This window comes from Thalassospira sp. NFXS8, assembly GCF_040148805.1.
In the GTDB taxonomy this organism is placed as follows: Bacteria; Pseudomonadota; Alphaproteobacteria; order Rhodospirillales; family Thalassospiraceae; genus Thalassospira.
In genome coordinates this window covers 864,895-889,806 of the sequence record NZ_JAGEMF010000002.1, presented here as the reverse complement: position 1 = coordinate 889,806, position 24,912 = coordinate 864,895, and the positions used below count along the sequence as shown (strand labels likewise).

Sequence of the window (24,912 nt, the reverse complement as noted above, 5' to 3'; positions counted from 1 at the left end):
CTGATTTGCCCGGTAAAATTTCAAAATTCACACGGTTTTTTGTCTTTTTCCTTGTTTGAATGCCGTGCTGCGCGTTCAATAGCCGCCCTTTTGGTTGTGCGGTGGAATGTCAGATGAAAATTGCGATTGTGACACTGGATGGTTTCAACGAAATCGACAGCTTTGTCGCCCTGTCCATTCTGGGGCGGGTCAAGGCCGATGGCTGGTCGGTGCAAATCACATCGCCGGAAAAATCCGTTACCTCGATGAACGGGGTTACAGTCACGGCGCAACAATCGCTTTCTTTTGCCAATGATGCCGATGTTGTTTTGTTTGGCAGTGGCACACGCACCCGCGACCATATTGATGATGCCGACCTGATCAGCCAGTTTGCGCTGGACCCGGCCCGGCAGTTAATTGGCGCGCAATGTTCCGGGGCCCTGTTTTTGCACCGCCTGGGTATTTTGCCCGCCACCGCCACCACCGATGCCAAAACCCGCCCGCTTCTGGCAAAAACCGGCTGCCTGGTTGAGGACAAACCCCTCATCGCCCAGGGCAATATCGTTACCAGCGGTGGCTGCCTGTCGTCGCAATATCTGGCCGGCTGGGTTATTGCGCGCACCCTTGGCCTTGAACAGGCCCTGACAATTCTGGAATATGTCGCCCCCAGCGGGCAGAAATCGACCTTCGTGAAGGCCGCGTCTGACATTATCAAACCACAGCTTAACGTTCCGACCCAACCGGCCCTTTATTGCTAGGCGTCCAATTCACCCTTATCGCACAAAATATTGCCCGGTTGCGCAGGCTTGATCGCGCAAGATCGCACGGGATCGCGGTGATGTGATGAATTGCCGCCCCCAAACCGGGCAAATGCTTTGCCTTATATTGGCCGAATAGGTAGGGTATCGAAATGCCCTCGAACGGATGAGACTTGCCGTTTGATCAATACGGTTTTACACCGCGACCAAAAACGAAACGCAGGAAAAATTCTTGAAGCGCAATCTGTTACATCTTCTGGTCCCGGTAACGGCCCTTGCCCTTTCTGCCTGTGGCACAGTCGGTCAAAATGCCCTTAACCAGCCGTTCGATTATCCGCAAAGCGACGGTTTCGCTGGCAATTATCTGGCAGGCAAAGTGGCGCAAAGCAACAATGCCACCGATCAGGCCGCGCAATATTTGCTTCGCGCCCAGCAACTTGAACCTGACAATGACGATCTGCGCCGCCGGGCTTTTTTAGCCCTGATATCGGATGGCCGCATTTCCGACACCGAAACCATCGCCCGCCAGCTGATCATTGATCAACCCCAGGACCTGTTTGCTGTTCTGGCCGTGGTGGATGCCGATATTCGCAACGAAAATTACGAAGCTGCCCTTAAAACCATAAATACCCTGCCCGATCGCGGTTTGAACTCGTTGATCCGGCCGCTTGCCCGGGCATGGCTGTTTACCGCGCTAGACCGCAAATCCGATGCCCTTGCCGCCCTGGACCATTTGCAGGGCAACGGCACCCTTGCCCCGCTATCGGAATATCATCGTGGCCTGGTGCTGGATTATTTTGGTGATTTGAACGGGGCCGAACGCGCCCTTGCCAGCGCCTATGGCGACCCGGCCGACGCACCACTGCGCGCCGCCGAGGCATTGGGCGCCATTTACGAACGCAAGGGCCAAACCCAAAAGGCCGAACTGCTTTATCAAAGCTATATGGACCGCCATCCGCAGTCGCTGGCGATGCCCTATCATCTTGAACGCTTAAAAAAGGGCGAACCGCCCATCAGCACCGCGTTAACACCGGCATCGGGGCTGGCCGAAGGATATCTCGATATCGCGACCTTGCTAAGCCAGGAAAACGCTGTGGATCCGGCATTGTTGATGGCGCGCTATTCGCTGTCGTTACGCCCGGGCGATGCGGTAACCAAATTGCTGGTTGGCGAGGTAATGGAAATTCAAAAACGCTGGCCCGAAGCGATTGCGATTTATAAATCCATCCCGCTGGATTCCCCGCATAGCTGGAACGCGCGTTTGCGCGAAGCCTCCAGCCTGACCGAAATTGACCAAAACGACGAAGCCATTGCGATTTTGCGCAAAATGGTTAACGAACGCCGGGATCGCGCCGATGCGCTGATTCAGCTGGGCGATGTTTTACGCGCAACCAAAAAATTCGGCCAGTCTGCCGATGCCTATAGCGACGCGATTAACCGTTTGGGTGGCGCCCAAAATGTCGGCTGGCGGTTGCTGTATCGCCGCGGTATCGCCTACGAGCAAGACGGCCAGTGGCCCAAGGCCGAGCAGGACTTCCTTCTTGCCCTCGAAATGGAACCTGACCAGCCCTATGTCCTGAATTATCTGGGGTATAGCTGGGTTGATATGGGGATGCATTTTGACAAGGCGCAGGAAATGCTCAAACGCGCCATCGAACTTAAGCCCGATGACGGCTTTATTGTCGATAGTCTGGGCTGGGTCTATTACAAACTTGGCCAATATGATGCCGCCGTTGCCGAACTTGAACATGCGGTATCGCTGATCCCTGATGATCCGACAGTAAATGACCATTTAGGCGATGCCTATTATCAGATTGGCCGCCTCCACGAGGCCGAATTTCAATGGCGTCGGGCGTTATCGTTTGAGCCGACACCGGAACTGCGCAAAGACGTCATGGAAAAGCTGAACGGTAAAAAACCGGCAACCGGCACGTCGGCAACCAATTAATTAACCCGTAAAAATGGGCAGGGGCGATGGAAACCCAGTTGATCGAACCGGCACAGGCCAAGATTAACCTTTTCCTGCATGTAACCGGCAAACGCGAGGATGGCTATCATACCCTTGATAGCCTGGTGTGCTTTGCCGATTATGGTGATGTCCTGCGCGCACGTTTGCGCGATGACGCCACCCTGACACTGGCGATTACCGGCCCCATGGCCGACGCCCTGGAAGATGGCAGCCCCAAAGACAATCTTGTCATGCGGGCTGCGACATTTTTGCAGGAAAAATACGGCATTGCGCAGGGTGCCGAACTGATTTTGGAAAAAAACCTGCCCGTGGCATCGGGCATTGGCGGTGGCTCGGCGGATGCGGCGGCGGCCTTGCGGGTTTTGTGCAAGCTATGGGGCATTGATGCGCCCCCTGCCGATCTGGCCGATATCGCCCTGTCACTTGGCGCCGATGTGCCGGTGTGCCTAACCGGCGGCACGGTTTTAATGCAGGGCATTGGCGAGGAAATAACACCCCTGCCGCCCCTGCCCGGCTTTTCGCTGGTGCTGGTCAATCCTGGCAAGGCCGTATCGACCCCGGCCATTTTCGCCGCCCGCGATGGCGACTTTACCGATGCCGGATCATGGGCCACCGACGCCAGCTTTGCCGATGTCACCTCGCTTGCCACCGTGCTTCGCGATTGCCGCAATGATTTAACCCTGCCTGCGGTCACGCTGCTGCCCGAAATTTGCGACGTGCTTGATGCCCTGGCGCGCGCCGATGGCTGCCTGCTGGCCCGCATGTCAGGCAGCGGGGCCACCTGTTTTGGCCTGTACCCCGATGCACAACTGGCCAACACGGCCGCCACCACCATCGCCCAGGCCAACCCCGATTGGTGGGTGCGGGCGTGCAAAATTGTCGGCACCACGGCAACATAAGGCCGACACACGCCATTGGCGCGGCCATAAATCGCTGAAAACGCCGGAAAAACAAAAAAATGCCGCTGTGACAAAAAAGGATCAAAATAGAGGGTTGCACTTGGCGGAATAGGACGCTATTTTCCGCGCCACACACGCTGATGGGGCGTGGCCAAGTGGTAAGGCATCGGTTTTTGGTATCGTGTACCGTAGGTTCGAATCCTACCGCCCCAGCCAAGACAAACCCCTTCGAGGTTCGCCCTCGAAGGGGTTTTCTTTTGCCTGATCACCTTCTGCTATTCTTCCTTTACAAGTCCCGATTGCACCTTTTTCCCTGTTTCTTCTACGCATAGTTCCGCGCAGAATGTATAAAGCTGGCAATCGTCTTAAAGCCAAACATTACTATATAAACAACGGGACAAAGCTGTAGGCGGCTTACGACGAGACAGAAACGTCTTTATCGGCACCCAGCTCTATCTTTATAAATAAACCAGTCGCCAGAACCGGATTACACGGGGGAAGATCATCATGAGCCATGCACTCTGGGGAATACATATGTCAACCGAACACGGCACGGCCCCGGTTGATCAGGGTTATATCACCATTGGCTGGCACAATATGGGGGATCTTTCCAAACTTGAACGCACGCGTGAAGCCTTTAAGGACAAGTTCCGGCAGGAAGACAAAACGGCCAAAATCGGTGCTATTCCGGTTCAGGCCGGGGTTCTTTTCCGCTTTGCCAACGATATGCAGATCGGCGATCTGGTTGCCTATCCGTCAAAAACCGACCGCATGATCCATATCGGAAAAGTTACCAGCGACTATCAATATCTGCCTGATGCACCGTGCAAGTGTCCACATCGCCGCGAAGTTCAGTGGCTTATACATGTCTCACGCTCGGAATTCTCACAATCGGCGCTACATGAGATCGGCTCGGCAATCACACTATTTTCGATCACAAATAACGCAGACGAATTTCTGGCAGCTCTTGCTGGCGAAGCGACCGGGGCAAATGATGTTGACGATGAAAGCGTTGAAGAAGTTTCGATACAGGTCGAGGAATCGACAGAGGACTTCATCATCAAGCGCCTGAAATCAAAGCTCACCCCCTATGAGTTTGAAAAATTCATCGCTCACCTTCTGACCCGAATGGGATTCTTTGCACGCGTTACCCAACAATCGGCCGATGGCGGAATTGATATCATCGCCCACAAAGATGAACTTGGCTTTGAACCGCCGATCATCAAGGTCCAGTGCAAACAGACATTAGAAACCGTCGGCCGCCCCAAAGTTCAGGAACTGCATGGCGCAATTGAAAACGGCGAACATGGCCTGTTTGTAACACTTGGCGTTTATTCCACCGAAGCCCGAACGTTTGAGCGCGCCAAGCCCAATCTGCGCCTGATCGACGGCCCCGCTCTGGTGGATATGATTTATAACCATTACGAACATTTCGAGCCACGCTATCAGATGTTGCTGCCGCTAAAACACACCTATATCCCCGGCCCCGCGATCAGTACGGCGGATTAAACGCCGTACTGAAAAAACTTTCCCCTAATGATCCATCGCCCGGCGCAAATCACGAACGGCCTTGGCGTCGGTGGCAACGCGGCCTTCCTCGCCCGGCAATGCCGCCCGCTTGCACGATGCATGTAATTGCGATGTGCCGGTTTTGGCGCGCAGGGTGCTAGCTTTGGCAGCCGTCACACCACTGCCCGGCAAAATGATAATCCGTTCGCCCGCACGCGCGATCAAATCGGCAATCAGGGTACAGCCTTCCTCGGCGGTGTTTTTTTGGCCCGACGTCAAAATACGGTCAAACCCCAGTTCAACTGCCGTTTCAAGTGCGGCAAACGGGTCCGGTGTAATATCAAAGGCCCGGTGCAGTGTTTTTGCCATGCCCCCCGCCGCGTCACACAGCAAACGCAAGGCATCCCCGTCAAGGCTGCCGTCATCCTTGCTGGCCCCGAAAACAACACCTTGCGCCCCGGCATCGCGGGCCAGGGCAATTTCGCGGGTCATGGTTTCAATTTCCCCGTCGCTATAAACAAAATTACCCGGACGTGGACGGATCATAACGAAACAGGGCACCGCAATATCACCGATGCGGGCCAGGGCGCCCGGCGTTGGCGTTAGCCCGCCCACCGCCAGGGCTGAGCAATATTCGATACGATCCGCGCCATTTTCGGCGGCGATCAACGCATCATCAAAACTTTCAACACAAACTTCCAGCGTCATATGGCTGATGCGGGTCATGGGTGGCCTCCTTTAGGTCAGACACGGCAAAATCAAAGATCATGTAACAAGGCAGCCCCGCGCAGGCCACCATCGGCAAAAAAGCGCCCCGGCACCACCAGCGCATGGTCATAACGCCCTAAAACACTGGCCCGCACAGCCGCATCAATGCGCGCAATCAGGCCATGTTCAGCAGCAAGGCCCCCGCCCACCGGGATGATATCGGGGTCCAGCACATTAACCATCAGGCGCAATTGCCCGGCAACAAGATCGACAAAGACATCAATGGTTTTAAGGGCAGCGCTGTTGCCGGCCCGCCATGCCGCTGTAATATCCTGGCTGGAAAGATCACGCCCGTGCAAGGCCGCGTGAAGGCGTTCAAGCCCGCGCGCCGCGCCCCACGGGTCAAGGCAGGCCGCCCCGCCACAGCCGCACTGGCGGGCCTTTATGCCGTGGCGCATCAACGGGCCGGAAATATCATTGCCATGCCCCCATTCACCGCGAATGCCGCTGCGCCCGCCAATAAACTGCCCATCAACAACAATACCGCCGCCAACCCCGGTACCAAGAATAATGGCAAATACCGTGCGGTTGCTTTCACCCGCCCCTTGCCTTGCTTCAGCCAGGGCAAAACAGTCGGCATCGTTTTCCACCCGTACCGGGCGGTGCAAGGCATCGCTTAACCCTGCGGCAATCGGCCAGCCCTTGATCGGGGGCACATTTGCCGAAATCACCGCCCCGCTTTCCGGGTCCAGCCCACCGGCAAAACTGATCCCAACCGGGACCAGGGCCGAAACCGCGCCAGATGATGACGCATCGCCCGGTCCACAGCCATGCCCGGCAAATTTCCGGTCTGCATCAACAACCAGATCGCGGATCGCGGCAATAAAACTGTCGCGGTCCTCCAGCGGGGTTGCAACCTTTTGCCGGTGCAAAATGGTGCCATCATGATCAAAAACACCAAATTCTATTTTCGTGCCGCCAATATCGAATGCGTATTTCATTGAACCTTGCCTTGCGATCCCATAATTTCGCCCTTCACAATATGCCTTATCCGGGGGAGCAGACCCTGTCTGACCAAAATACCGCCCGCCTTCGCAAAAACCGCCTGCCCACCTTGCAGGATGTTGCCAACCGTGCCGGTGTGTCGCTGTCGGCGGCATCGCGTGCGCTGTCGCGTGATCAAAAGCCGGTGGCCGCCGAAAAACGCGAACGTGTGCTGGCGGCGGCCCGCGAACTGGGCTATAGCGCCAACCCGCTGGCTCAGGGCTTGTCCACTCGGCAAACCGGGCTGGTCAGTATTATTGTCAATCATATCGGCGATCTTAGTGACCTGGATTTGTTTGATATCCTGATTGGCCGATTGCAGGATGTCGGCAAGCAGGCATCAATTGTGCGGTTGGGATCGGTAAAGAGTGCGCGGGACTTTTTGCGGGGCAGCATCAGCTATCATGTCGACGCCGCCCTTATCTTTTCCGATTTTATTGGTCCAAGGCAAGCCCGGGATTTTTTTCGTACCAATCATGTCATCATGTTAAATGGCCGGCAAGACAGCCAAAGCCTGTCGGTTCAGCCCGATGACGCCCCGGGAATTCACCAGGCGGTTGAAAATGCCGCCCGCCATCAGGTTGAAACCGCAACGCTGATTACGGGGCGCGAAAGCTCTGAACTTGAAAAGCAGCGCATTGCTTTTTACCGCACTGCACTGGCCCGACACGGCATTCTCGTCAGCACTCAATTGCATGGCGATTATTCCTATGCCTCGGGTGTTGCCGCCGCCCGCCAGATTGACCCGCGCCATTATACCGACGCCATTTTTTGCACATCCGATGCCATGGCAATGGGGGTTCTCGATGTTTTGCGCGACCGCGAAGAGGGTATTATTCCCGGCCGCATTCGCCTCTACGGGTTTGATAACCTGTCGCTGACCGACCTTCACAGCTACCCGATATCGTCCATCGGCTTTGACAAGCGCGATTATGTCGAACAACTGGTATCGCTGCTGATTGATCCGGCCCGTGCGCGCAAGGGACCGCGCCATTTGGGCGTTCCCACCCGGTTTTATGGCCGCGAGACAGGGTAAAGTGATGACGCCGCCCGAACGCTAAAACGCCGCCCCGAAGGACGGCGTCATCGGCATGGCACACCTTACCAAAGCGGGTTCAGCGTTGGCGGGTTAGCATCCTCGCCCCACCATTTTTTATAGCTGGTTTCGTAATCACCTGACGAAATATAGTCAGAGACAAACATGTCCATCCAGCGCAGAAATTCCGGGTCGCCCTTGCGCACACCAATCGCAATCGGATCGTTGGAGAACAACCCCTTCATGGTAACCAGATTATCTTCCTGTGCAGCCAGATAATCGACCAGCGAGCTATCCTCGATCCCGGCATCAACCCGGCGTTGCTTTAACAGCAACACGCCATCGGGCGCGAAATTGTCGGTGTAAACCATTTCGGCATCCGGCACCCGGCGCTTGATAAAACTTTCACCGGTGGAGCCCCGACCGACGACAATTTTATGCCCCGCCAGATCATCAAGCGATTTGATGCCCGAGTCTTTTTGCACAACAACCCGCAAACCGGCCCGGTTATAGGGAATGGTAAAATCAATCGACTTGGCCCGTTCCAGCGTCGCCGACAGGTTGCCAATCACGGCGTCCAACTGGTCTGATAACAGCATCGACACACGGGCATCACCGCTCACATCGGTATATTCAATTTTCACACCCAGCTTTTCCGCCAGCCGTTTGGCCAGATCAACATCATAGCCCGCCGGGTTGTTTTCAGCATCGCGAAAGCCAATCGGCTCGCCGCCCAGCGATACCCCCACCCGGATCACACCGCGATCCTTGATGTTTTCCAGCTTGCCCGCCATCGCATGGGACATGCTTCCGGCAATCGCTGCGAGCGCCATCACGCCTGCCAGCACAAATCCTTTTAACCGCATTTTGAAGCCTCCTGTTTTTTATAAAACTTAGACCCGGTTCCCATGAAATTGGCCTATGGGGACCGGGTTAGGCGCGACGGCGCCGCGCGGCCTGCGCCGCGAAAGGCAAGGGCTTTTGCAAAGCCCGCCCGCCGATTGAGGGGGGCTTTGATCGATTTCGATCAAAGCCCTGTGGTCTTAGTCCGCGAGCGTTTCCGCTTCTCGTTTTTCCGGTTTGGTCAGGGTTTCGTCCCAGTACCAGTATCGAATGGTTTCGCGGCAGCGAAAATTCACCACCTTATGGCGACCTTGCGCATCCAGGGCATGAATAACCACCCCGTCAAGATAGCCGGTTTCAAGGTCACGCAATTCATCGACAGCAATCTTCAGGGCATCCTCCAGCGAATAGCCCAGCTTCATCGCCAGAACGATGGTGCGGCACGTGCCAGCCCGCATCGTCATTTCGCCGGTATGGGTGCAGGCCGCCGCCCCATAACGGCTATCGGCATAAAAACCGGCCCCGACAATCGGGCTGTCGCCCAACCGGCCGGGATATTTCCAGGCCCAGCCCGATGTGCTGGTCGCGGCATGAATGCCCTTATGGGAATCAATGGTCAAAAACACGCTGGTATCGCGCACTTTTTCCGGGTCGGTAATGGCACTGTTTAACGGGGCCAACGGCATATCGGGGAATTTGGCCTGTTCTTCAGGGCTTAACATCCGCGCCAGTTTATCCCACCATACCTTTTTGGAATCGGGGTATAGCGTGGGCTGCGCGGTGAAACCGCTTTCACTTGCGAACCTGCAAGCCCCCTCGCCGACCAGCATTTCATGGTTCAGGTCCGTCATCACCCGGCGCGCCACCGATACGGCATGCACCACCCCGCGCAACGCCCCGACCGATCCGGTCCGGCGTGTCGTGCCATCCATGACACCGGCGTCAAATTCCATTTCGCCAATCAGGTTGGGCCAGCCGCCATAACCAACACTGCGCACCTTGGGATCTTCTTCCACCCGGTTAAGCGCTGTTTCCAGGGCATCGAGCCCGTGACGGCCGGATTTCAAAATATCCACCGCCTGCTCGATCCCGGCACCGGCTTCGGAATTGGCAACAATGATCATGGGTCGCTCGTCCTTCTTTCTTATTGTTATTTATTGCGCATCTTTGCCAAAAAGCGCGCAATACGTTCATCGCCATAGCCACCATCTTCGGCAAAGAAACGGTCTGTTGGCATGTCGGCCCGTACCACCCCGTCATCGAGAAAAACGATGCGCGATGATATTTCGCGGGCAAAGGCAATTTCGTGGGTAACAAAAATCATGGTGGTGCCCGAACGTGCGAGTGCCGCCAGCACATCAAGCACTTCACCCGTCATTTCCGGGTCCAGCGCCGATGTCACTTCGTCTAGCAGCAAATAACGCGGTTGCATGGCAAGTGCGCGGCAAATGCCAATCCGCTGTTTTTGCCCACCTGAAAGCTGACCGGGATAGGCATCCGCCCGGTCTGCCAGGCCCACCTGTTTCAGCAGCGCATAGGCTTCGGCTTCAACCTCGGCCTTTTTGCGGCCCAGCACATCCATCGGGGCAAGCGTGATATTGTCCAGCACCGACAAATGCGGATAGAGGTTGAAATGCTGAAACACGGTGGCGCACCGTTTGCGGATTTCGCGCAATTCGCGGGGCTTTGACACATCCAGCCCGTCAATCAAAAGCGACCCGCCATTGAGCCCGGCCAGCCCGTTCATGCAGCGCATCAGCGTGCTTTTTCCCGACCCGCTAGCACCAAGGATCGACACCACTTCGCCCGGCGCAATGGTCAGGCTAACGCCTTTCAGAACCTCGGTATCGCCGAATTTTTTGTGCAGATTGTCTATTTCAATCACGATAAACGCATTCCTTATAATCCGGCCCAGTCCATGTGGCGGCGCAAACGGGTTTCAAGGCGACCACCGGCAGCCGCCAGCAGGCGCGACAGGATGAAATAGGTCACGCCAATGATGGTCCAGACGATAAAGGGCTGCCAGGTGCGCTGGTTCAAAATCTGCCCCACCTTGGTCAGATCAATCACACCAATGGCGGAAATCAGCGATGTGACCTGCAACTGGTTTACCGCCAGCCCGATCAGGGCGGGCATCGCCACCACCAATGCCTGCGGGGCGATGATTTTGCGTAAAATGCTGCGTTCGGAATGACCAAAGCTGCGTGCAGCCTCCAGCTGTCCACGATCAATGGCATCGATGGCGGAAATGGCGATGACGGCGATAAAGGCCGCTGTATTGCCCGTCAGGGTAAAAATGGCAGCTTCGGCGGGGGTGATGTTAACTTGCAACAGCACCGGCACGCCAAAAAACACCAAAAACAGTTGCACCAGCACCGGCGAGTTTTTCAAAAATTCGCTAATGGTCAGCAACAGGGGGGCGGCCACCGGCACCCGGTAAACCCGCACCAGCGCAATGGCAATGCCAATCACGGTGCCCAAAATCATCGAGGCGGCAAAAACACCCAGCGAAACGCCCAGCCCCTGCGCCCACAATATCGGGTCGTGCCAGTTAAAGCCCTGATTGCGCATTATTCAGCCCCCCGCATGAAACGGTTTAACCGCCGGTGCCACAGATTGATCAACAGCGACAGCAGATAGGTCAGCACGCAATAAAACAGCAGCAGGAAGAAATAGACCTCAAACGGGCGGAAGGTATCAGACGCCACGATCTTGGCATTGCCGGTCAGCTCGTTGAGCGTGATGGTCGATAATATCGAGGTCGTCAGCACCAGATTAATGAAAACCGAGCCTAGCGGACGCAGTGACACCCGCAACGCAATCGGCAGAATGATCCGGCGATAGATTTTGAACCGCGACAGGCCCGAAACCTCGGCCGCCTCGATCACGCCGGTATCGACATTTTCAATGCCGGAGCGCAACACATCGGCTGCATAGGCCCCCACCGCAATCGACAGCGCCATGGTGCCAGTGGTGAAGGCATCGATATAAACGCCAATTTCAGGCAGGCCGAAATAAAAGAAAAACACCTGCACGATGAAGGGAATATTGCGAAACAGCCCGATATAGCCCCGTGCAGCCTTGCGCAAAAAGGGCCGGCGCGACACCGCCCCAAAGGCCACAATCACCCCAATGATAAAACTGCCGGCAATGGACAGGGCACTGACCGACGCGGTCACCAAAAACCCGTCCCAAAACATGCCCAGATACCCTGATATCGCCGAAAAGTTCATTTTATAATTTATAACCTGATGATTTTGCTTGTTTATATGATGAAAGCGCTTTCACTTTAGCACATTCAAAACCGTGAGCAAACAAAAAGGCAGCCCTTGCCAAAGCCCCGCCGCCCATACCGTTACCAATTTTGCAATGGCATCAACAACCCTGCCTTGTATAGTTGTCACACGCGGCAAAAAATGGGGGAGCATAGATGTCAGATCCGCAAACGGAAGAAAGCCCGAATAGCCCCCTGAATGCCGACACCATCATCGACAAACTGGCACAGTCCGGATTTCTGTCTGACTTGCTGACAGACCGCGAGGTAAAGGCAGCATTACTTGATGAAATACGCGAATTGGGGTTTCGTCCCCCTTTGCACTACATCGTTTTGCGCCTGATCACCGCCATTGTTTCAAAATCAGAATCATTCCTGGGTGATGCAATTTCATCCCGGCTGCAAGCCTTTATTACCAAAGTCCCGGCTCTGACAGCGCTGCTAGACCGATTGACCACTATCCAGCATGGCAAGGAAACCAAAGACGCCCTTAAAACCGGTATCCTTGGTGCCATAACAGATGGCAGATCAATTGATATTAGCGCCATCGAAATTAACGACACCACCCCCATCGAAACCATGCTGGCCCTGCATAATATTCAAGGATTCGAAAAAGTTCTGAGCGAGCTTGATGAACAGACAGACACCCTGATCCAGACCTTCCAGAAAGAAATTGATCAGCTTTTTCACAACATGTTTTCGCCAGAGCTTAGATGGCCCAAACCACGGCGAGAGCTCGGATCTTTTGATCGCATCAAATACAACTCAAACCTTAACGAGCTATATGGACGCGAAAAAGAAATTGAGCTTCTGACCAATTTCACAGGTGACATCTCGATTTGTGGACCTGAATTTAATTTCCGCTGGATGCTGCTCACCGGTGATGGCGGCACAGGAAAAACCCGGCTTGCCTTTGATTTTACCACAGAAGAGCTAGACCGAAATATCTGGAAGGCAGGCAAGCTCCATCTCCATGATCTCGAAAAGTTTCGCAATCCGGAAAAATGGCGTCCTCGTCAACCAACCTTCATTGTGAGTGATTATGTCAGTGGACAGGCAGAAAAAACGGGGGACCTCTTACGTATATTTGCGAACAATGCTGCGCATTATGACTTTCCTGTCCGAGTTTTATTGCTGGAACGCAAGGCCGACAAAAGCTGGCTAGCAAAAATGCTACCCGAAAACGGCGATAAACCGATGGTAATGGACCATGTCTTCGGGCACGAGGATGAAAACGGACGCACCATCCCGCCCGTAGACGCAACTGCTATCAAAAAGATGATGAAGGAACGCTTTACCAAAGCCGGGCAAACACCCCCAGATGATGCCCTTCTTCTGGCCGCGGCGCAAAGGGTGGATACCAGACCAAACGATGCCAACCTGCCCCGCCCGCTTTTCGCCCTTGCCACGGCAGAGGCAATGATCGCCGAAGCCAAAAAATCACCAGAAGCACAACCCGATTTTACAAAAATCGCCGCACTGCTTAATCAGGAAGACGTCCTTGCAGGAATGCTAAGGCGTGAAGAACACACCCGCTGGCAACACGCCGCGCCCGATGATGGCGACGGCACCCTAACCCGCTATAAGCTCGCCTTGGCACTGGCAACCCTTAAACAAGGGCTGGACCTTAATGACCTCGACACAAAACAAGAGGATTATGGCCCCCTTGCCCGCCACCTGCCCGATCCGCCCCCCGATCACCATCAAGGGCTGATCAGCGCCCTTGGCGGCAGCGGAACATTCCTGCCGCCCCTTGAGCCCGATATTATGGGGGAGTTTTTTCTGGCTCAAATCTTACTAAAGGAGCCTCAAAGTCGACGGCACCTTTTTCTGAATGCCGCTTTGGCTGATGGAAAAACCGCCTCGCTGATCACCCTTTTACGTCTGCAACAAGACTTCCCGCAAAAAATCGCCGCCCTTGATATTCCGGTAGCCATGCGTGCCTGCCAAACCGAAACAGCCGCGGTATGCTACGCATACATGGCACCCAATTGGGTCAACCAATGCTATGCATCACATAACCCGGAGGCGGCGGACAGTTTCATGACGTCAAGTAAACAACTCTCCACGCGATTCGACAAAAACGCCGAAATCGCGCGGTTCGAGGCCATGGCCGCCTTCAATATCTGCTACCATGCCTGTCAAAAAGGCGATTGGGAACGGGTCCTCGCGATGTTGGCGCGACTGGACATACTCCGCAGCCAATTCAACGACAACCCGGAAATCGCATTGCATGAGGCCATGGCAGCCTTCAGTATCAGCAACTATGCCAGTGAAAACGGCGACGGGGAACGGGTCGACGCGATGTTACAGCGACTGGACAAACTCCGCAGTCAATTCAACAACAACCCGGAAATCGCACTGCATGAGGCCATGGCCGCCGTCAATATCAGCAACTATGCCAGTGAAAACGGCGACTGGCAACGGGCCGACGCGATGTTACAGCGACTGGATGCACTCCGCAGCCAATTCATCGACAATACAGAAATCGCTCTGGCAGCGGCCAGGGCCGCCCTCAATATGAACAGCGATGCCGGTGAAAAAGGCGACTGGCAACGGGGCGACGCAATGATCGCCCGACTGGACATACTCCGCAGCCAATTCAACAACAACCCGGAAATCGCACTGCATGAGGCCATGACCGCCGTTAATATCAGCAACCATGCCGGTCAAAAAGGCGACGGGGAACGGGTCGACGCGATGTTACAACGACTGGACGCACTCCGCAGACAATTCAACGACAACCCGGAAATCGCACTGCATGAGGCCATGGCCGCCGTTAATATCAGCAACCATGCCGGTCAAAAAGGCGACGGGGAACGGGTCGACGCGATGTTACAACGACTGGACACACTCCGCAGTCAGTTCAACGACAACCCGAAAATCGCGCTGCACGAGACCAAGGCCGCCGTCAATATCAGCTTCCATGCCGGTCAAAAAGGCGACGGGGAACGGGTCGACGCGATGTTGGCCCGACTGGACGCACTCCGCAGCCAATTCTACGACAATCTAGAAATCGCGCGGGAAGAGGCCAGGGCCGCTTTCAATATCAGCAACCATGCCCGTGAAAAAGGCGACAGGAAACGGGTCGACATGATGTTGGCCCGACTGGACGCACTCCGCAGCCAATTCAACGACAACCTGGAAATCGCGCGGGAAGAGACCAAGGCCGCTTTCAATATCAGCACCGATGCCGATCAAAAAGGCGACCGGGAACGGGTCGACTCGATGTTGGCCCGACTGGACGCGCTCCGCAAACAATTCAACGACAACCCGGAAATCGCACTACACGAGGCCAAGGCCGCCTTCAATATCAACAACCATGCCAGTGAAAAAGGCGACTGGCAACGGGCCGATGCGATGTTACAGCGACTGGACGCACTCCACAAACAATTCTACGACAATATAGAAATCGCGCTTTGCGAGGCCAATGCCACCTTCAATATCACCAACAACGCCGGTCAAAACGGCGACTGGGAACGGGTCGACGCGACGTTGGCCCGACTGGACGCACTCCGCAGACAATTCTACGACAACCCGGAAATCGCACTGCACGAGGCCATGGCCGCGTTCAATATCAGCAGCGATGCCGGTGAAAAAGGCGAGTGGGAACGGGTCGACGCGACGTTGGCCCGACTGGACGCACTCCGCAGACAATTCTACGACAACCCGGAAATCGCGCTGGAAGCGGCCAAGGCCGCCTTCAATATCAGCAGCCATGCCGGTCAGAAAGGAGACTGGGAACGGGTCGACGCGACGATGGCGCGATTGACCACAATCGCGGATACATTCGGAGATGAGTTGGTGCTGGTCGAGGTGAAGGGGCAACCCTTTACGCTGGGCGACGCCATCAATTATGTAACAAAGAAACTCGACAACAAACCCTGACCATACCATACCATAAAAACGGCGCCTGCCATCAGACAGACGCCGTTTGAAAGTGTGGTATCAGATCAGACCGCCAACGCTGTCAGGTCACGCCCGCAAGCGATCCACCAGCGTATCGTATTCCGGCATCTTGGCGACGGGGCCAAGGGCGGTGACGGTCGGTTTGCCCGATATCAGGGCTTCGCCAGCCGCGCGGACCTTGTTCAAATCAACCGCTTCGATCTTTTCGATGATTTCGGGAATGGTTTGCGGGCCGCCATGGACCTGAATTTGCCGGGCGAGCGTCTCGCAACGCGCCGAATTGCTTTCCATGCCCATCACGACCATGGCCTTAAGCTGGGCACGGGCGCGGTTGACTTCTTCTTCGGTCAGATCGACGGTGGCGCGTTTCAGTTCGTCGCACATCACCGGCATCAGTTCGGGCAGGTCATCTGGCCCGGTGCCGGCATAGATCGAGAACAGGCCGCCATCGACATAATGCGACGAGAAGCTGTAAACCGAATAGACTAGCCCGCGTTTTTCGCGGATTTCCTGAAACAGGCGCGACGACATGCCGCCGCCCAAAAGGGTGTTAAACACCTGCACATCATAGAAACTGTCATCGGCATAGGGCACCGTGGGCAGGCCAAAAATGACATGGGCCTGTTCAAGGTCGCGATGTTCGATGCGCTGGCCGCCTTCATAGCGCAGCGTTTCCATATCGTGGTCTTCGTGGGTCGGAAGATCGGTGAATTTTGATGAAACCATATCGACGATTTCATTGTGGTTCACATTGCCCGAGGCCGAAAACACCATGCGTTTGGCACTATAGCGCCGCGACATGAAATCAAACAGATCATCGCGTGACAGGCTGGAAACATTTTCAGGGGTGCCAAGAATAGAGCGGCCCAGCGCCTGATTTGGCAACGCGGTTTCCTGAAAATAATCAAACACGATATCGTCAGGCGTATCAATTGCCTGACCGATTTCCTGCAAGATCACCTGGCGTTCGCGTTCCAGCTCTTTTTCATCAAGGGTGGAATTTTGCAAAATATCGGCGATCACATCAATCGCCAGCGCCTGGTCTTCGTGCAGCACCTTGCAATAATAGGCGGTATTTTCGCGCGAGGTATAGGCATTCATCTGCCCGCCCACCGCTTCGATTTCTTCGGAAATTTGCAGCGCAGTCCGTTTGCGCGTGCCTTTAAATGCCATGTGTTCAAGCATATGGGAAATGCCGTTAATTTCGGGCGTCTCGTTACGCGCCCCGACATCTACCCATGCACCCAAAGCCACAGACTGCACATGTTCCAGGCGGTCCGTGGCGACAATCATGCCATTGTCAAGCTCCGTCAGCTCGACTGTCATTCAGATATTCTCCTGTTTCATATCAAGGTCCAACGATCCGATCACTGCCATCAATCAGGCCGCACGCCGGTTTTTACGAACATGCGCCATCAGGGCATCGGCATCGTTGGTCATGGGTTCAAGTTTCTCTGGTCGGTCATATAGATCGGAGAGGCGTTCGGGCAAGTCCGGGTAAATGCCCGATGCCTGTTTAACCGCATCGGGGAACTTGGCCGGGTGTGCGGTTGCCAGGGCAATCATCGGCACCGAAGCGTCACGGTTGCATGCCCGCCCGGCGGCAATGCCAATCACGGAATGCGGGTCTACCAGTTCACCGGTTTTTTGATACACATCGAGAATGGCAGCACGGGTCTGGTCATCATCCATGCGATAGCCATCAAAAAGTTCGCGGGCTTTGTCAAAGCGGCCCTGCGACATTTCCATAAGGCCGGTTTTGCGAAATTCGGTCATCAGTTGCGCAATTGCGGCACCGTCGCGGTCATACAAATCAAACAGCAACCGTTCAAAATTGCTGCTGACCTGAATATCCATCGACGGACTGATGGTGGGGTTAACCCCGTCCATTTTCATCACGCCATTATTGAAAAACCGCGCGAGAATGTCGTTGGAATTGGAACCAACCACAAACTGTTTGATCGGCAGGCCCATTTGCAGGGCGGCATACCCGGCATAGACATTGCCAAAATTGCCCGAGGGTACGGAGAAAGAAACCTCGCGGTCTGGCGCACCCAACTGGACACCGGCCCAGAAATAATAGGCGATCTGGCACATGATGCGCGCCCAGTTGATGGAATTAACCGCAGAGAGGCCAATTTCATCGCGGAAGGCGTGATCGTTAAACAGCGCTTTGACCAGATCCTGGCAGTCATCAAACGAGCCATCCACCGCAAGGTTATGGACGTTATCGGCAATCACGGTGGTCATCTGGCGGCGTTGCACTTCGGACACGCGCCCGGCAGGATGCAGAATGAAAATATCCACATTATCGCGGTCGCGGCAGGCTTCAATCGCGGCAGAGCCGGTATCGCCCGAGGTTGCCCCGACAATGGTCACGCGCTCGCCGCGCTGTGCCAGAACATGGTCAAACAAACGCCCCACCACCTGAAGCGCGTAATCCTTAAACGCCAAAGTCGGGCCATGGAACAATTCCATCACCCAGTCATTGGCACCAAGCTGTTTAAGCGGGGCAACGGCGGTGTGATTAAAACCGGCATAGGTTTCATCAAGAATGGTTTTAAGGGCGCTATCATCGACGGTTCCGGCAACAAACGGTTTGATCACCGCAAAGGCCACTTCGGCATATGTCATGCTGCGAAATGACCTGATATCCTCGGCCGTGAATTGCGGCCAGGTTTCGGGCACATAAAGGCCGCCATCGCGGGCCAGACCGGCCAACAGAACGTCGTCGAATTGCAAAACGGGGGCGGTTCCCCGCGTGCTGATATAACGCACTTTAAAGCTCCTGATACAAACAAACAGTCATCAGGCAATGGGACGCGCCACAAACACCCGCGGCAGCATCACCATTTCCACAGAATATCGAGTTAGTGCGGACTTACCCCGCCATAGTCAAGGATGAATAGCGGGCAGGTGCCCTGCATTGGTAAAAACACGCCCGATCACCGCAAATAACCGCCCGGCACCGGCATTACGCCCGTGAAGCATACCGAAAACGGCTTAATCCTCGAACGGAATGCCATGTTTGCGCAAAAGCGCCTCAAGTTTGACCGAACGGCGGGTGATTTGCCGGTAGTTTGATAAAAGAATGCGCAAAATGGCACGAATGAAACGGTCGGATTCGTTGAGTTTATATTCAAACTGACGCCGTGAAATGGCGATAACCACCGTACGGTCGCGCGCCCGGGCCGAGGCCATGCGCGGGGCATCGTCGATCAGCGATAGTTCGCCAAACAGGCCCCCGGGTTCGATATGCCCTAAAACCACATCTTCGCCACTGCCGGAGGTTTTATAAATCTCGACCGAGCCTTCCTGCACCACATAGGCGGCACCACCTGGTTTTCCCTCGCGGAAAATGATTTGTCCCGCCGCAAAGACCTGACGGTCCATTACCTTTGATGCCATTTGCCTGTCTGGTCCTGTGCGATTTAGTGTAAGTCAGTTTTTGATGTCAGATTTAGGCCTGCCCGCTGGAAACTCTATCGTTTATCCCGACAAAGGACCAGCGGGCAGACCCGGCGTTATAATAATTTAACCGCCGTAACGATTTTGCAAATGGGCAATGAACGCCTTTGTTTGCAAAGGCGCGCCGGTGGCAGCACCCAGAATTTCATCCGTTGTGGCGCTGGAGCCTTTTTCATGCACATTGGCGCGAAGCCAGGTCATCAGCGGGGCAAAATTGCCAAGGGCAAGCTGTTCCATGACATCGGGCACAGCGGTGCGAATTGCGGCAAACAACTGGGCCGCCGCCATCGCGCCCATGGTGTAAGTGGGGAAATAGCCCCAGGCGCCTGACGGCCAGTGAATATCCTGCAGGCACCCATTGCCGTCATTGGGCGGGGTAATGCCCAAAAGCGATTGCATCATATCGTTCCAGGCACCAGGCAAATCGGCCAGTTTCATATTGCCTTCGATCAGGGCACGTTCCAGGCGATAGCGCAAAATCACATGCGACGGATAAGTAACCTGATCAGCATCGACCCTGATCAGGCCCGGCTCCACCCGTGTATAAAGACGATAAAGGTTTTCCGGCTCCCATGCCGGGCCATTGCCATTAAACGCCTTTTTAAACATCGGGGCCGCATAGGTCAGAAATTCCTGCGAGCGGCTGGCCTGCATTTCAATCAACAAAGACTGGCTTTCATGCATGCTCATGCCGCGCGCCTTGCCCACCGGCTGCATGCGCCAATTTTCGGGCAGGCCGCGTTCATACATGGCGTGGCCGGTTTCGTGCATCACACCCATGATGGCGCTGGTAAAATCGGCTTCGTTATAACGCGTGGTCAGGCGCACATCATCGGCGGTGCCGCCACAAAACGGATGGTGGGAAATATCCAGTCGGCCATGGTCAAAATCAAACCCGACCGCCTTCATCAGGTCCAGCCCGATAGCGTTCTGGGTCGCAATCGGAAACGGGCCCTCGGGGGGCATGGCAGCAGGTTCGCCTTTCTGGCGTTCGATCACGCTGGCAGTAAAGTCGGGCAGAAACGATTCAAGATCGGCAAACAGGCCATCAATCCGCTCGCAGCGCATGGATGGATCATATTGATCAAGCAGGGCATCATACACCGAACAGCCCAGGGCTTCGGCCTTGGCGGTGCCGGCTTCAATCGAGAGGTCCAGCACGGTTTGTAATTTGGGCAACAGGGCGGCGAAATCGTTTTCGGCGCGTGCGGTGCGCCATGCCACCTCGCACGCAGTGGAGGCGCGCGAAATCGCCTCGACCAGGTCACCGGGCACGGCATTGCCATGCACCCATTCGCGTTTCATTTCATGAAGGTTGGCGCGCTGCCAGTCCGTCAGGGTTTCGCCTTCGGCCTCGGCCAGAAGATCCGCCAGGGCGGCATCCTTGATGAGCTCGTTGGACATGACATCAAGGGTGGCCAACTGTTCGGAACGCGATTCTGCCGCGCCATCGGGCATCATGGTGGCCATGTCCCAATGCAGCATCCCGCCAATATCCGCCAGAATGTTCATACGACGAAAACGGTTTTCAAGCGCAAGATAGGCTTTGGTCATAGGGGCTCCGCAGCGTTGGGGACATAAACAGAAATGATCCGGAAAATCATGAAATCACACCACGTTTCCCCCACCCGCAGGCAACAAGGAACGCCGGTAATTCACAATTACCCTGAAAACTAGTCTGCCAATGGCCCCGGCTGCAAGTTCAATCCGCTTTGGGCGGTTCCGGGCGGCGATGATAAACGATAAAAATAACAACCAGCGCAACCGCAAGGCAAAACCACGTAATGGCATATTGCAAATGGTTGTTAGGCAGGGTTACCCGCGCCTGTCCGCCCTTGGGCAATCCACCGGGGTTTGGCGTGGCGTCGGCTTCCAGGTAATAGGGGCTGGCAAGGTCGCCGCCTGCTTCTTCGGCCATATGTTGCGGATCAACATAAAACCACTGGTTTTTCACCGGGTCGTTTTCGGGCTGGGCCCAATGACGGGGCCGGGCGACCTGCAAGACGCCAGTCACATCAACCTGGCCTGAAACCTCGCCTTCCAGGCGGGTGGCGGGGTCGCGTTTGTCGTCGGGTACCCAGCCGCGATTAACCAGAATGATGCGGCCATCGGCCTGTTCAAGCGGTGTGATCACCTGATAACCCACACTGCCCTGCATGGTGCGCGCCATTAAATACATTTCCTGATCATGCAGAAAACGGCCATGCGCCTTTACGGCGCGAAACGACAGGGCGGGGTCGATTTTGGTAACATCAACAGGAAAATCGATGGGCGGCAGGCTGGCCTGGGCTTCGCGTTCAGCGATCAGGTTTTCTTTCCAGAATAACCGTTCCACCTGCCAGCCACATAATACCAGCAAAATCAGCAATGCCAGGCCGGCAGAAATCGATAGTGCGACGGTGGGCCGCGTTTTAAGAAGCGCCATAAAGGGCCTATTCCTGTTCTATGGTCGACCGGTGACGGTATTGCAAGGCAACCATCACCCCTTTTAGCGGCCGCAACAGCAAAAGGGTAACCCCGATCACGGTGGGAAACCACATGACCACATGCAGCCACAAAGGCGGTTGGTACGTTAATTCCACCCATAAGGCAAGGGGCACCACCAAAAAGCCGAGGATGAAAATAATGAAAATCGCGGGACCGTCACCGGCATCGTGACCGCGCAAATCAAGCCCGCAGACATCGCACTGTTCGCGCACCACAAGAAAGCCCGAAAACAGCTTTCCCCCACCGCAGCGCGGACACTTGCAGGCAAGGCCGGTACGAATGGGGGAAAGGGGTGGATAATAATCCAGGGTCATCAGGTTTTTAAAACCTTTGGGTTGGCATTGTCATTTTCGGACAGAGAGTGAGGGGGGCGTTATGCCCCGCCCCAGATATAGACCGAGAAGAACAGGAACAGCCACACCACGTCAACGAAGTGCCAGTACCATGCGGCAGCTTCGAGGCCAAAGTGATGGTCCGGTTTGAAATCGCCGCGGTTGGCGCGATAAAGGCAAACCGCCAGGAACACCGTGCCGACAAAAACGTGGAAGCCGTGGAAACCTGTCGCCATATAGAAGGTTGACGGGTAAATGCCATCATCAAAGGCAAAGGCCGCATGATGGTATTCGTAGGCCTGGCAGGACAAAAACGCGATGCCCAGCAGAACGGTAATCGCCAGCCCCTGCACCATATGTTTTTTATTGCCTTCAAGGCAGGCATGGTGCGCCCAGGTCAGCGTGCAGCCCGACAACAGCAGGATCAGGGTATTGATAAAGGGCAGATCCCATGGATCAAGCACTTCAATACCAGCAGGCGGCCACTGGGTTACAGACGGGTTAAAGTCCAGAAGGGCGCTTTGGAAAAAAGCCCAGAAAAACGCAACAAAGAACATGACCTCGGATGCGATGAACAGCGACATGCCATACCGCAGGCCGATTTGCACCACCGGGTTATGATAGATGCGCGATTCCTGAACAACATCGCTCCACCAGCGGAACATCACAAACAGGATACCGGCAATGCCAATGGCAGCCAGCCAGAAATCGGTCAGCATCCGATCCGAATGCATGAAATAAACCATGCCACCGGTAAACAAGCCTGCCGAAAGTGCGGCCACCATCGGCCACGGGCTTGGGTCTACCAGATGGAACGGATGTTTCTGAGCGTGATCACTCATTCCTCGCCCCCCTCAGTCCTTGAATAAATTAAGTGTCAAACTACGCATTCCCGAACGCTGGCCCATTTGGGTCAGCCTCCGTTCTCACCCGATCTGTCGGCTGCCTGGGCCGCCGTTTTCACGGCGTAAAAGGCAAACGACAGTTTAATTTCGCTCAAATCCTGTAATGCCGGATCATCCGCAATCGCCGGATCAACAAAAAAGCTGATCGGCATATCCACATTCTGGCCCGGCGACAGGCGCTGCTCATCAAAACAAAAACATGCCAGCTTGTTTACATAGCGGCCTGCTTCAACCGGGCTCACGCTATAGGCGGCTTCACCGGTTACAACCTTGTCCGACTTATTGCGGGCGGCATAAAATGCCATCCTGTTTTCCCCCAGCGGCACCGTCATCGACGCCTGCTCGGGAGCAAATTCCCAATCCATTGACAGGTCCGACGTTCCGTCAAAGGACACTGTAATCGTTCGCGCCTGCACATCCGTGCCAGTTGTCGCACTTACCCGGGTTATTCCGCCAGGGGCGGCCAACGCGAGCCCGGCAGCACCGGCCGGACTTTCGTGCATCGCACCCGCGCCATCCGCAAACATGCCGGGTGCCGATGCCATCTTGAAGCCGATAAACCCACCCACCAGAATAGCCGCGGCACAAAAGATCCATCCCCCGATCTTTCTGCGATTTTCCTGGTTTTTGCGTTTCCGGCGCGTCATTTTTCAGCCGCTCATCTTCAGGATGGTGATCACGAAAAACAAAACGGCCAGGCCGGTCAATATTCCCAGAAGAACCCAGTTTTTACGCCGGCGACTGGCATAAAAAGCAGCAAGTTCTTCGTCAGTCATTTTCGGTTGTTCGGTCATACGATGAAACTTTCAAGCCAGATATCGGCAACCATCGCGCCAAACAGCACAAACAGGTACAAAATCGAATAGCCAAACATTTTTTGCGGTGCCTTTTCCTCGGCATTGCGCAAAACACGCCAGGCATGACGCAAAAACCACAGGCCGGTCAGGCCCGCCGTAACGGCATAAAACACGCCAAGCAAACCGGTAAAATAGGGCACCAAAGTCACGGGCAACAACAGGATGGTGTAAACCAGCATTTGCTTTTTGGTCGCAACATCACCCGCCACCACCGGCATCATCGGCACGCCAACCTTGGCATAATCACCACAGCGAAACAGCGCCAAAGCCCAGAAATGCGGCGGCGTCCACATGAAGATGATCATGAACAGCGCGACCGAATTAAGGTCTATGCCACCCGTTACAGCAGCCCAGCCGATCATGGGCGGAAAAGCCCCGGCAGCACCACCAATAACAATGTTTTGCGGCGTGCGGCGTTTCAGCCACATGGTATAAACAAAGACATAAAACCCGATCGACACCGCCAGCAGAACCGCCGCCACCAGATTAATGGCAACGGCCATGACAGTGACCGATACAATCGACAGGAAAATTCCCAGCGACAGGGCTTCATCCGCCGGAACACGCCCGGCCGGAATGGGCCGGTTCATGGTCCGTTTCATGTGAATGTCGATGTCGCGATCATACCACATGTTAATCGAGGCAGCAGCGCCACTGGCAACAGCAATGCAGCCAATGGCAACCAGGGCCAGAAACGGGTGCAGATGGCCAGGCGCAATCAGCAGGCCAACGGCACCGGTAAATACAACAAGCGTCATGACACCGGGTTTAAGCAGCGTAAAATAATCACGCACGGTCGAAACCGGAATGCTTGGAACGGTATCAAGGGTCAGTGTCTGATCAAGTGCGGTCTTGCTCATGACAGGTGCGGTCTTCTTTCTGGCTTTGGTGGTTGTCTTTCGCCGGGAAATTCCGGCGAAAGACAAAAGATCGCA

General features: G+C 55.2%; 23 protein-coding genes and 1 tRNA gene. 7 read left to right on the top strand and 17 right to left on the bottom strand.

Annotated features, from left to right (window positions below):
- Positions 1 to 113: 113 nt before the first annotated feature.
- The 5 genes from J4E05_RS13220 (at position 114) to J4E05_RS13200 (ending at position 5,114) form a co-directional block, all read left to right on the top strand.
- Positions 114 to 737, top strand: a complete 624-nt coding sequence (locus tag J4E05_RS13220; RefSeq protein ID WP_349596303.1) for a DJ-1/PfpI family protein — start codon at positions 114 to 116, stop codon at positions 735 to 737.
- A 232-nt stretch (positions 738 to 969) separates the two neighbouring features.
- Positions 970 to 2,685 (top strand): tetratricopeptide repeat protein, encoded by a 1,716-nt coding sequence (locus J4E05_RS13215; RefSeq protein ID WP_349596301.1) that lies wholly within the window; start codon positions 970 to 972, stop codon positions 2,683 to 2,685.
- Positions 2,686 to 2,711: 26 nt separating this feature from the next.
- Positions 2,712 to 3,605, top strand: a complete 894-nt coding sequence (locus tag J4E05_RS13210) for a 4-(cytidine 5'-diphospho)-2-C-methyl-D-erythritol kinase (protein ID WP_349596298.1) — start codon at positions 2,712 to 2,714, stop codon at positions 3,603 to 3,605.
- A 141-nt stretch (positions 3,606 to 3,746) separates the two neighbouring features.
- A tRNA-Gln gene (locus J4E05_RS13205) sits at positions 3,747 to 3,821 on the top strand.
- A gap of 291 nt (positions 3,822 to 4,112) precedes the next feature.
- A complete protein-coding gene (locus tag J4E05_RS13200; protein WP_349596295.1) occupies positions 4,113 to 5,114 on the top strand; it encodes a restriction endonuclease in 1,002 nt (333 codons plus the stop codon).
- A gap of 24 nt (positions 5,115 to 5,138) precedes the next feature.
- Here J4E05_RS13200 and J4E05_RS13195 read toward each other — a convergent pair whose 3' ends face one another.
- Together J4E05_RS13195 and J4E05_RS13190 are read right to left on the bottom strand one after the other, a co-directional pair.
- Complete coding sequence (locus J4E05_RS13195; protein ID WP_349596292.1) at positions 5,139 to 5,840, bottom strand: copper homeostasis protein CutC; 702 nt, start codon at positions 5,838 to 5,840, stop codon at positions 5,139 to 5,141.
- A gap of 32 nt (positions 5,841 to 5,872) precedes the next feature.
- The gene (locus tag J4E05_RS13190; RefSeq protein WP_349596289.1) at positions 5,873 to 6,823 is read right to left on the bottom strand and encodes an ROK family protein; all 951 of its coding nucleotides are present in this window, start codon (positions 6,821 to 6,823) and stop codon (positions 5,873 to 5,875) included.
- Here J4E05_RS13190 and J4E05_RS13185 point away from each other — a divergent pair.
- A complete protein-coding gene (locus tag J4E05_RS13185) occupies positions 6,811 to 7,902 on the top strand; it encodes a LacI family DNA-binding transcriptional regulator (protein WP_349596286.1) in 1,092 nt (363 codons plus the stop codon). The two genes, J4E05_RS13190 and J4E05_RS13185, sit on opposite strands and share 13 nt — an antisense overlap.
- A gap of 65 nt (positions 7,903 to 7,967) precedes the next feature.
- On the opposite strand, the gene J4E05_RS13180 is transcribed toward J4E05_RS13185, so the two are convergent.
- The 5 genes from J4E05_RS13180 to J4E05_RS13160 form a co-directional block, all read right to left on the bottom strand.
- Positions 7,968 to 8,768, bottom strand: a complete 801-nt coding sequence (locus J4E05_RS13180) for a transporter substrate-binding domain-containing protein (RefSeq protein WP_349596283.1) — start codon at positions 8,766 to 8,768, stop codon at positions 7,968 to 7,970.
- Between the two features lie 177 nt (positions 8,769 to 8,945).
- Complete coding sequence (locus J4E05_RS13175) at positions 8,946 to 9,869, bottom strand: glycosylasparaginase (RefSeq protein ID WP_349596280.1); 924 nt, start codon at positions 9,867 to 9,869, stop codon at positions 8,946 to 8,948.
- Positions 9,870 to 9,895: 26 nt separating this feature from the next.
- Positions 9,896 to 10,630, bottom strand: a complete 735-nt coding sequence (locus J4E05_RS13170; RefSeq protein ID WP_349596277.1) for an amino acid ABC transporter ATP-binding protein — start codon at positions 10,628 to 10,630, stop codon at positions 9,896 to 9,898.
- A gap of 14 nt (positions 10,631 to 10,644) precedes the next feature.
- Entirely contained in the window at positions 10,645 to 11,316 is a 672-nt protein-coding gene (locus J4E05_RS13165) for an amino acid ABC transporter permease (protein ID WP_349596274.1), read from the bottom strand.
- Positions 11,316 to 11,978: an amino acid ABC transporter permease gene (locus J4E05_RS13160; RefSeq protein WP_349596272.1), complete on the bottom strand. Its 663-nt coding sequence runs from the start codon at positions 11,976 to 11,978 to the stop codon at positions 11,316 to 11,318. Before J4E05_RS13160 ends, J4E05_RS13165 begins: the two co-directional genes overlap by 1 nt.
- Before the next feature lie 197 nt (positions 11,979 to 12,175).
- Here J4E05_RS13160 and J4E05_RS13155 point away from each other — a divergent pair, with 197 nt between their 5' ends.
- Entirely contained in the window at positions 12,176 to 15,907 is a 3,732-nt protein-coding gene (locus J4E05_RS13155) for an ATP-binding protein (protein ID WP_349596270.1), read from the top strand.
- A gap of 87 nt (positions 15,908 to 15,994) precedes the next feature.
- On the opposite strand, the gene J4E05_RS13150 is transcribed toward J4E05_RS13155, so the two are convergent.
- The 10 genes from J4E05_RS13150 to J4E05_RS13105 all read right to left on the bottom strand — a co-directional run bounded on the left by J4E05_RS13150 (position 15,995) and on the right by J4E05_RS13105 (position 24,837).
- Positions 15,995 to 17,254, bottom strand: a complete 1,260-nt coding sequence (locus J4E05_RS13150; RefSeq protein WP_349596267.1) for a M16 family metallopeptidase — start codon at positions 17,252 to 17,254, stop codon at positions 15,995 to 15,997.
- A 54-nt stretch (positions 17,255 to 17,308) separates the two neighbouring features.
- Positions 17,309 to 18,706, bottom strand: a complete 1,398-nt coding sequence (gene thrC / locus J4E05_RS13145) for a threonine synthase (protein WP_349596265.1) — start codon at positions 18,704 to 18,706, stop codon at positions 17,309 to 17,311.
- Between the two features lie 225 nt (positions 18,707 to 18,931).
- Positions 18,932 to 19,336, bottom strand: a complete 405-nt coding sequence (locus J4E05_RS13140) for a cyclic nucleotide-binding domain-containing protein (RefSeq protein WP_085587080.1) — start codon at positions 19,334 to 19,336, stop codon at positions 18,932 to 18,934.
- 126 nt (positions 19,337 to 19,462) lie between these two features.
- Complete coding sequence (locus J4E05_RS13135) at positions 19,463 to 20,950, bottom strand: carboxypeptidase M32 (RefSeq protein ID WP_349596261.1); 1,488 nt, start codon at positions 20,948 to 20,950, stop codon at positions 19,463 to 19,465.
- Positions 20,951 to 21,098: 148 nt separating this feature from the next.
- A complete protein-coding gene (locus J4E05_RS13130; RefSeq protein ID WP_349596259.1) occupies positions 21,099 to 21,821 on the bottom strand; it encodes an SURF1 family protein in 723 nt (240 codons plus the stop codon).
- 7 nt (positions 21,822 to 21,828) lie between these two features.
- On the bottom strand, positions 21,829 to 22,197 hold the full coding sequence (locus J4E05_RS13125; protein ID WP_349596256.1) for a DUF983 domain-containing protein: 369 nt from the start codon (positions 22,195 to 22,197) through the stop codon (positions 21,829 to 21,831).
- Between the two features lie 59 nt (positions 22,198 to 22,256).
- On the bottom strand, positions 22,257 to 23,057 hold the full coding sequence (locus J4E05_RS13120; protein ID WP_085587076.1) for a cytochrome c oxidase subunit 3: 801 nt from the start codon (positions 23,055 to 23,057) through the stop codon (positions 22,257 to 22,259).
- Between the two features lie 71 nt (positions 23,058 to 23,128).
- Positions 23,129 to 23,767, bottom strand: coding sequence for a cytochrome c oxidase assembly protein (locus tag J4E05_RS13115; RefSeq protein ID WP_349596253.1), 639 nt, complete (start codon positions 23,765 to 23,767; stop codon positions 23,129 to 23,131).
- A 3-nt stretch (positions 23,768 to 23,770) separates the two neighbouring features.
- Positions 23,771 to 23,914: a cytochrome c oxidase system small membrane protein gene (locus J4E05_RS13110; RefSeq protein WP_168184787.1), complete on the bottom strand. Its 144-nt coding sequence runs from the start codon at positions 23,912 to 23,914 to the stop codon at positions 23,771 to 23,773.
- Positions 23,911 to 24,837: a heme o synthase gene (locus tag J4E05_RS13105; RefSeq protein WP_085587074.1), complete on the bottom strand. Its 927-nt coding sequence runs from the start codon at positions 24,835 to 24,837 to the stop codon at positions 23,911 to 23,913. Before J4E05_RS13105 ends, J4E05_RS13110 begins: the two co-directional genes overlap by 4 nt.
- Between the last annotated feature and the right edge of the window lie 75 nt (positions 24,838 to 24,912).

What these genes read in the sequence shown, in the direction of transcription:
- J4E05_RS13220 (WP_349596303.1), top strand. Translation starts at nt 114, where the DNA reads ATGAAAATTGCGATTGTGACACTGGATGGTTTCAACGAAATCGACAGC.
- J4E05_RS13210 (WP_349596298.1), top strand. Translation starts at nt 2,712, where the DNA reads ATGGAAACCCAGTTGATCGAACCGGCACAGGCCAAGATTAACCTTTTC.
- J4E05_RS13200 (WP_349596295.1), top strand. Translation starts at nt 4,113, where the DNA reads ATGAGCCATGCACTCTGGGGAATACATATGTCAACCGAACACGGCACG.
- J4E05_RS13195 (WP_349596292.1), bottom strand. Translation starts at nt 5,840, where the DNA reads ATGACCCGCATCAGCCATATGACGCTGGAAGTTTGTGTTGAAAGTTTT.
- J4E05_RS13185 (WP_349596286.1), top strand. Translation starts at nt 6,811, where the DNA reads ATGCGTATTTCATTGAACCTTGCCTTGCGATCCCATAATTTCGCCCTT.
- J4E05_RS13190 (WP_349596289.1), bottom strand. Translation starts at nt 6,823, where the DNA reads ATGAAATACGCATTCGATATTGGCGGCACGAAAATAGAATTTGGTGTT.
- J4E05_RS13180 (WP_349596283.1), bottom strand. Translation starts at nt 8,768, where the DNA reads ATGCGGTTAAAAGGATTTGTGCTGGCAGGCGTGATGGCGCTCGCAGCG.
- J4E05_RS13175 (WP_349596280.1), bottom strand. Translation starts at nt 9,869, where the DNA reads ATGATCATTGTTGCCAATTCCGAAGCCGGTGCCGGGATCGAGCAGGCG.
- J4E05_RS13165 (WP_349596274.1), bottom strand. Translation starts at nt 11,316, where the DNA reads ATGCGCAATCAGGGCTTTAACTGGCACGACCCGATATTGTGGGCGCAG.
- J4E05_RS13160 (WP_349596272.1), bottom strand. Translation starts at nt 11,978, where the DNA reads ATGAACTTTTCGGCGATATCAGGGTATCTGGGCATGTTTTGGGACGGG.
- J4E05_RS13155 (WP_349596270.1), top strand. Translation starts at nt 12,176, where the DNA reads ATGTCAGATCCGCAAACGGAAGAAAGCCCGAATAGCCCCCTGAATGCC.
- J4E05_RS13150 (WP_349596267.1), bottom strand. Translation starts at nt 17,254, where the DNA reads ATGACAGTCGAGCTGACGGAGCTTGACAATGGCATGATTGTCGCCACG.
- J4E05_RS13140 (WP_085587080.1), bottom strand. Translation starts at nt 19,336, where the DNA reads ATGGCATCAAAGGTAATGGACCGTCAGGTCTTTGCGGCGGGACAAATC.
- J4E05_RS13135 (WP_349596261.1), bottom strand. Translation starts at nt 20,950, where the DNA reads ATGACCAAAGCCTATCTTGCGCTTGAAAACCGTTTTCGTCGTATGAAC.
- J4E05_RS13130 (WP_349596259.1), bottom strand. Translation starts at nt 21,821, where the DNA reads ATGGCGCTTCTTAAAACGCGGCCCACCGTCGCACTATCGATTTCTGCC.
- J4E05_RS13125 (WP_349596256.1), bottom strand. Translation starts at nt 22,197, where the DNA reads ATGACCCTGGATTATTATCCACCCCTTTCCCCCATTCGTACCGGCCTT.
- J4E05_RS13120 (WP_085587076.1), bottom strand. Translation starts at nt 23,057, where the DNA reads ATGAGTGATCACGCTCAGAAACATCCGTTCCATCTGGTAGACCCAAGC.
- J4E05_RS13115 (WP_349596253.1), bottom strand. Translation starts at nt 23,767, where the DNA reads ATGACGCGCCGGAAACGCAAAAACCAGGAAAATCGCAGAAAGATCGGG.
- J4E05_RS13110 (WP_168184787.1), bottom strand. Translation starts at nt 23,914, where the DNA reads ATGACCGAACAACCGAAAATGACTGACGAAGAACTTGCTGCTTTTTAT.
- J4E05_RS13105 (WP_085587074.1), bottom strand. Translation starts at nt 24,837, where the DNA reads ATGAGCAAGACCGCACTTGATCAGACACTGACCCTTGATACCGTTCCA.